Raw genomic sequence first — 372 nt, 5'->3', positions numbered from 1 at the left:
GATGTGTTGCATGTTACTTGTCGGCCCCATCGCCCAACACTTTAGTTTTGAGTCCGTCCCAAAAAGATTTAGCCTTCTCTTTAGCCCACTCAGTGTAGGGCTCAGTCCTGGGCTTCACCTGGTCCTCATAGTACATTTCAAAAAACTCAACTACTGTAGTGCCAGCTTCCACAACTTTAGTCTTCATTTCCTTGTACGCCCCAATGATCCTCCGTAAAGCTCCTTCAGATTCAGTTACGTTTTCCGCCATGGTCCAGCACACTTGGAGTACTATGACCACAGCAAGCAGCACAAACTTGGACATCGTAGCAAATTGAGAGAAGACAGTCTCTTGGGTCTCAAAGAGGTATCTGGATGGACTGTTCACTAAGC

1 protein-coding gene is annotated in these 372 nt (G+C 46.8%); it reads right to left on the bottom strand.

Annotated features, from left to right (window positions below):
- Window positions 1-13 precede the first annotated feature (13 nt).
- Window positions 14-372, bottom strand: a 359-nt coding sequence (locus GFJ41_RS18195; protein WP_206001625.1) for a hypothetical protein, incomplete at its 5' end; no start/stop codon positions are given.

Origin of the sequence: Paraclostridium dentum (assembly GCF_012922555.1) — a bacterium.
Lineage (GTDB): Bacteria > Bacillota > Clostridia > Peptostreptococcales > Peptostreptococcaceae > Paraclostridium > Paraclostridium dentum.
Note: the sequence above shows the minus strand (reverse complement) of the source record. Positions and strands in the feature narration are given on the sequence as shown.